The 5977-nt window shown below is 73.0% G+C and carries 6 protein-coding genes and 1 pseudogene; 5 read left to right on the top strand and 2 right to left on the bottom strand.

What is annotated here, in order from left to right; translation table 11 throughout:
- On the top strand, positions 1–596 hold a 596-nt coding region (locus G3I65_RS21905), incomplete at its 5' end, for a DUF6461 domain-containing protein (protein WP_239071361.1).
- A gap of 36 nt (positions 597–632) precedes the next feature.
- Positions 633–1118: a carboxymuconolactone decarboxylase family protein gene (locus G3I65_RS21910; protein ID WP_160697770.1), complete on the top strand. Its 486-nt coding sequence runs from the start codon at positions 633–635 to the stop codon at positions 1116–1118.
- Here G3I65_RS21910 and G3I65_RS21915 read toward each other — a convergent pair.
- Together G3I65_RS21915 and G3I65_RS21920 are read right to left on the bottom strand one after the other, a co-directional pair.
- On the bottom strand, positions 1082–2464 hold the full coding sequence (locus G3I65_RS21915) for an MDR family MFS transporter (RefSeq protein ID WP_160697771.1): 1383 nt from the start codon (positions 2462–2464) through the stop codon (positions 1082–1084). The two genes, G3I65_RS21910 and G3I65_RS21915, sit on opposite strands and share 37 nt — an antisense overlap.
- Entirely contained in the window at positions 2461–3918 is a 1458-nt protein-coding gene (locus G3I65_RS21920; protein ID WP_166640414.1) for an aldehyde dehydrogenase, read from the bottom strand. The genes G3I65_RS21915 and G3I65_RS21920 overlap by 4 nt, the downstream gene beginning before the upstream one ends.
- A 116-nt stretch (positions 3919–4034) precedes the next feature.
- Here G3I65_RS21920 and G3I65_RS21925 point away from each other — a divergent pair, with 116 nt between their 5' ends.
- The 3 genes and pseudogenes from G3I65_RS21925 to G3I65_RS21935 all read left to right on the top strand — a co-directional run.
- Positions 4035–4580 (top strand): TetR/AcrR family transcriptional regulator, encoded by a 546-nt coding sequence (locus G3I65_RS21925; protein WP_160697773.1) that lies wholly within the window; start codon positions 4035–4037, stop codon positions 4578–4580.
- A gap of 46 nt (positions 4581–4626) precedes the next feature.
- Entirely contained in the window at positions 4627–5079 is a 453-nt protein-coding gene (locus G3I65_RS21930; RefSeq protein ID WP_309235614.1) for a MarR family transcriptional regulator, read from the top strand.
- Between the two features lie 51 nt (positions 5080–5130).
- Positions 5131–5977 (top strand): annotated as a pseudogene (locus G3I65_RS21935) (alpha/beta hydrolase); the annotation flags it as partial.

The following is a 5977-nucleotide window of genomic DNA, read 5'->3' on the forward strand; positions in this document are numbered from 1 at the left end:
AGCCCGAACCGGCGGCCGTGGACCGGCCCGAGGTGCGCTACCGCTGGATCCGGGAGTCCGGCCTGGCGGTGGCCGCGACGGTCACGGTGGTCACCGGCCTGCCCGCCGCCGAGGTGGTGCGCGGCTTCGGCGCGGACCCGGACCGGCCGGAGCCGCTGACCGAGCTGCGGCACGCGTACGGGGACCTGTGGCTGGCGGTGCTGGACCTCGGCGGCGTGGTGCTGGTGATCGAAGAGAACGGCTACCTAGGTTCGCACGAGGAGGTGCTGACGGCGGTCTCGCGGGCCGGCCGGGCGGCGAGCATGTTCTGGAACGTCAACGCGGTCACGCGCCTGTCCTTCGCCCGTGACGGCGAGGTGCTGGCGTCGTTCGAGCCGGGCCTGGGGGAGCCGGACGCGCACCCGGAGGTGGCGGCGGCGCTGGCCGGGCTCGACTTCGAGGACTACCGGGACCACGACGAGAAGGGCCTCGTGGCGGTGGAGCGGTTCACCGGCCGCGGGCTCGACGCCGGGGACCTGGAAGCCATCGAACGCGCCGGGGTGGGCTACCGGATCCCCGCCGCGGGTGTCACAAGGCCGGTTCCGCCGGTGTCTTGAGGTCGTTCACCCCGCGACACGAGTGAGGACGAAGCCATGGACACCCGTCTCGACCTGTTCAGCACGGAAACCGGTAGCCGGCTGGCGAAGCGGTTCGCCGCGCTGGGCCAGGTCATCGAACGCTCGCCGCTGCCCGCGGCCACCCGCGAGCTGGTGAGCCTGCGGGCCAGCCAGATCAACGGGTGCGGCTGGTGCATCGACATGCACACCAAGGACGCGGCGGCCGCGGGGGAGACGGCCGTCCGGCTCAACCTCGTCGCCGCGTGGCGGGAGTCGACGGTGTTCACCGAAGCCGAGCGGGTCGCGCTCGCCGTGGCCGAGGAGGGCACCCGGCTCGCGGACGCCCACGAAGGCGTGTCCGACGAGACCTGGGCGCGGATGCGCGAGCACTACGACGACGAGCAGGCCGCCGCGCTGGTCGCGTTGGTCGCCCTGATCAACGCGGCCAACCGGCTGGCCGTGCTCGTGCACCAGAAGGGCGGGTCCTACGAGCCGGGGATGTTCGCCGCGCTCGCCGAGTGACGCCTGAGCAGTCCGGCCAGGACGGTGCCGGCCACGACGACCGGGACGATCGCCAGGAACGCCCCGCCGATGTGGCCGGCCACGTCGGTGCCCAGCAGGGTGCCGAAGACGGCCACCCCGAACGCCGCGCCGATCGACCGGGCGAACGTCACCACGGCGCTGGCGGCCCCGATGTCCGCGGCGGGCACCGCGTTCTGCGCGGCCGTCAGCGCGACCATCGGGACCATGCCGATCCCGATCCCGGTCACGGCGAAGTAGCCGATCACGGCGAGCTGCGGGAGACCGGGCGTCAGCGTGCTCAGCAGCAGGAGCCCGGCGACGTTCAGCGCCATGCCGGTCACCAGCACCGGCCGCACCCGCGCCGGGTTCGCCACCCACCGCCCGGCGAGCGACTGGCTGACGACCAGCCCGAGCACCAGCGGCAGCAGGTGCACGCCGGAGAGGGTCGCCGACACGCCGTCGACGACCTGGAGGTACGTCGGCAGGTACACCAGGACGCTGAACATCGCGACGTTGGCGATGAACCCGACCAGCGCGGCGATGACGACGGTCCGCGAGGCGAACATCGTCAGCGGCAGCACCGGCGCGGCGGCGCGGCGCTCGACCGGGATCACCAGTGCCACCAAGGCGATCGCCGCGACCGCGAGCGCCAGCGTGCCCGGCGCGGTCCAGCCCCAGCGGGGGCCGAAGGAGGTGATCAGGACCAGCGCGGTGGCCGCGCCGGCCAGGAGCAGCGCGCCCGGGTAGTCGATGCGGGCCACGGCCTTCCGGCGCGGCGCGGCGGGCAGGGCGCGCGCGGCGAGGACCACGGCGATCAGCCCGACCGGCACGTTGACCAGGAACGCCCACCGCCACGAGAGGTGGTCGGTGAACAGCCCGCCGAGCAGCGGGCCGGCGATGCTGGCGACGCCGTACACCGAGCCGAACCGGCCCTGGTAGCGGCCGCGTTCGGTGGGTTCGACGAGGTCGCCGACGAGCGCGAAGGTCAGGACGATCATCCCGCCGCCCGCGAGTCCCTGCAGGGCGCGGGCGGCGACGAGCTGGGGCAGGTCCTGTGCCAGTCCGCAGAGCGCGGAGGCGAGCAGGAACGCCGTCGTGGCGAACAGGTACAGGCGCTTGCGCCCGAGCAGGTCGCCGAGCTTGCCCCACAGTGGCGTGGCCGCGGTCGAGGCGAGCAGGTAGGACGCGGTGATCCAGGCGATGTCGCGGAACCCGCCGAGGTCGGCGGCGATCTTCGGCAGCGCGGTGGCCACGATGGTCTGGTCCAGTGCGGCCAGCAGGACGGCGAGGAAGAGGGCCGCCATGGCCGGGCGCACCGCGGGTCTGGCGGGGGTGTCGAGTGTCATCGGTCTTTCTTTTCCGGAACGGTGATGGTCTTGTATTCGGTGTAGGTGCCGAGCCCGACGGCGCCATATTCGCGGCCGAGGCCGCTGGCCTTGAAGCCGCCGAACGGGCCGTCGAAGCCGATCGGCGCGCCGTTGACGGTGACGGTGCCGGTGCGGATGCGGCGCGCGACGGCCAGCGCGTGCGCCGGGTCGGCCGACCAGACTCCGCCGGACAGGCCGTATTCGGAGTCGTTGGCGATGCGGACGGCGTCGTCCTCGTCGTCGTAGGGGAGGACGACCAGGACCGGGCCGAAGATCTCCTGCTGCGCGATGCGCATCGATGGGTCGACGTCGGCGAACAGCGTGGGCGTGACGTAGTTGCCGGCTTCCAGCCCCGCCGGGACCTTCGCCCCGCCGGTGACGAGCCGCGCGCCTTCCTCGACGCCGGTGCGGACGTAGTCGAGGACGCGCTGCTGCTGGTCGCGGCGGATCATCGGGCCGATGAACGTCCGGTCGTCGGCGGGATCGCCGACCGGCAGCGACTCGATCAGGTCCTTCAGGCCGGCGACGACCTCTTCGTACCGGCTGCGCGGCGCGAGGATCCGCGTCTGCGCGATGCACGATTCGCCGTTGTTGAGCAGGGAACCGAACTTGACGCCCTGGATCGCGGCGGGCAGGTCGGCGTCGGGCAGGAACACGGCGGCGGACTTGCCGCCGAGTTCGAGGCTGACCCGCTTGAGCTGCTCGCCGGCCAGCGACGCGATGCGGCGCCCGGCGCGGGTCGAACCGGTGAACGCGATCTTGTCGACTCCCGCGTGCTTCACCAGGTACTCGCTGGTCTCGCGGTCCGCGGGCAGCACGCTGACGACGCCCTCGGGCAGCCCGGTTTCGGCCAGCAGGTCCGCCAGCAGGCTCATGCTCAGCGTGTTCTCGGGCGAGACCTTGAGGACGACGGTGTTGCCGGCGAGCAATGCGGGGATGATCTTCGCCAGCGCCGAGGAGAACGGCGAGTTCCACGGGATGACCGCGGCGACCACGCCGATCGCTTCCCGCCGCACGACCGACCGGAACGGCGCGGCGGGGTCCGACGGCTCGAGCGTCCGCTCCCAGCCGAACTCCTCGGCGGCCTTCAGGTAGGCGTTGGCCTGCCTGCTGAGCCCGGGCTGGCCGGCCTTGGTGAACCACAGCGCCGAGCCGTTCTCCGCCGAGATGAGCGCCGCGATCTCGTCGGCGCGCTTCTCCCGCAGGGCGGTCAGCCGCTGGATCACGGCGATCCGCTCCGCCGGCGCGGTCCGCGGCCACGGACCTTCGTCGAACGCCTTCCGGGCGGCCGCGACGGCCCGGTCGACGTCGGCGGGCAGCGCCTGCACGGCGCGGCCGAGCACCGAGTTGTCGTGCGGGGAAACGATGTCGAGCGCTTCGGTGCTGCTCGGGGTGGTCCACGAGCCGCCGATGAAGAGCTGGTTCCTGGTCATCACTGTGTGCCTCCTGTGTCGTCTTCTGTCACATCAATGTAGCAGTTCTGGAGACGGCGGGGCGCAAGTGTGACGGTTGCCGCTCTGAAGGCGACAGCGGAGCGTATGTTGAGGGGGTGAGAGCCGACGCCGCGCGCAACCTCGAACTCCTCCTGACGACGGGCGCCCGCATGCTCGCCGACGACCCGGCCACGAGCATCGCGGCGATCGCCGCGGAGGCCGGCGTCGACCGCCGCACGGTGTACCGCCGGTTCACCGGCCGCGAAGAGCTGCTGACGGCGGTGTACCAGGCCCGCCTGGACGCGATCGAAGCCGCGATCGAGACGGCCCGCCTCCGCGAGGCGCCGGTGCCGGTGGCGCTGCACCGGTACGTCGAGGAGATCGTCGGCGTGAACCGCAAGTGGCCCGCGGAACTCGTGATGATGCGCACGGACCCGGAGATCTGGACGCGCCGCCGCCGGTCGGTCGAGGAGGTCGACCGGTTCCTGCGGCGCGCCACCGACGAGGGCCTGATCCGCGACGGGGTGCCGGAGCGCTGGCCCGGCAACGTGCTCGGCCAGCTGGTGCACCTGGCGACGCGCGACATGCCCGGGTTGAGCGACGCGCAGGCGGCAGACGTCATCGTGGACACGTTCCTGCGGGCCTTCGGGACGGACCGGTAGCCCGCCCGCCTGAGCGCGGGGCCCGCCGGTCGGTCACCATGGTGCGGTGTCCGAGATCCCCGCGGGCCGGCCCGGGCCCGGCCTGCTGTACCTGGTGAAACAGCTCGAGCTCGCCGTCCGGGCCCGGCTGGACGAGGTGCTGCGCCCGGTCGCGCTCACGCCGTTGCAGTACACCGCGCTCACCGTGCTGGAGCGGCGGTCGGGGCTCACCACGGCGGAGCTCGCGCGGAACTCGTTCGTCACCGACCAGGCGATGGCCGACATGGTGGTCGCGCTCGAACGCCTGGGTTTCATCGCGCGGGAAGGCGATCCGCGTGACCGGCGGCGGCGCGTCATCCGGCTGACCGGCGCCGGCGGCGAGGTCCTCGACCGCGTCCGCGACGACGTGGCCGCGCTCGAACAGCGGATGCTCGCGAAGCTGGACGCGGGCGACGCCGCCCGGTTCCGCGACTACGTCGTCGCCTGCCATTCGGCCCTCTCGGACCGGCCGTCCCACTGAATAAGCACAGGAAACCTGTACATCGTCGCGTCGGCGTGGCACCCTCCCCGCATGAGCATGCGCAGGTGGTACGGCCGCGTGACCGCATTGGCCGTTTCGATCGTGACGGCGCTCGGCCTGACCGCGGGGGTCGCTTCCGCGGCGGGGCACCACACCGGACAGCTGCCGAGCGGCGCCACCTGGGTGGCCGACGTCCCGGCCGCCTGGAACGGCACGACGATCCTCTACAGCCACGGGTTCGGGCCGCTCGCCGCGCAGGACGCGCCGGACGACGCGACCCGGGACGCGCTCCTCGCCCGCGGGTACGCGCTGGTCGGGTCGTCCTACAGCGGCCCGTCGTGGTGGGCGCTCGCCTCGGCCGTCGACGACCAGTTCGGCGCGCTGGCCGCGCTCGAGCGGGTCACCGGCCACCCGCGGCGCACGATCGGCTGGGGCACGTCGATGGGCGGGCTCGTCAGCGCCCTCGAAGCCGAAACCCCGCGGCTCGACGGCGTCCTGAGCACGTGCGGCCTCGTCGCCGGAGCGCTCAACCTGAACGACTACCAGCTGAACGGCGAATACGCGCTCGCCCGCCTGCTCGCGCCGGGGCAGGACGTCAAGCTGGTCCGGTTCGCCGATGCGGCCGAAGCGAGCGCGTCGGCCGCGACCCTGACCCAGCTCGCGACCGACGCCCAGGCCACCGCGGCGGGCCGCGCGCGGATCGCGCTGGCCGCCGCCTTCTTCAACGAGGCGGGCTGGTTCACCGGCCCGACCCCGCCGTCACCGACCGACTACCCGGGGCAGGAAGTCCAGCAGCAGCAAGAACTCGCGCAGTTCGTGCTCGGTTTCGTGGTGAGCGGCCGCTACCAGGTCGAGCTGGCGGCGAGCGGCAACAGCGCGGCGACCGCGGGCGTCGACT

It is taken from the genome of Amycolatopsis sp. SID8362, assembly GCF_010550475.1.
GTDB classification, from domain to species: domain Bacteria; phylum Actinomycetota; class Actinomycetes; order Mycobacteriales; family Pseudonocardiaceae; genus Amycolatopsis; species Amycolatopsis eburnea.

What these genes read in the sequence shown, in the direction of transcription:
- G3I65_RS21910 (WP_160697770.1), top strand. Translation starts at nt 633, where the DNA reads ATGGACACCCGTCTCGACCTGTTCAGCACGGAAACCGGTAGCCGGCTG.
- G3I65_RS21915 (WP_160697771.1), bottom strand. Translation starts at nt 2,464, where the DNA reads ATGACACTCGACACCCCCGCCAGACCCGCGGTGCGCCCGGCCATGGCG.
- G3I65_RS21920 (WP_166640414.1), bottom strand. Translation starts at nt 3,918, where the DNA reads ATGACCAGGAACCAGCTCTTCATCGGCGGCTCGTGGACCACCCCGAGC.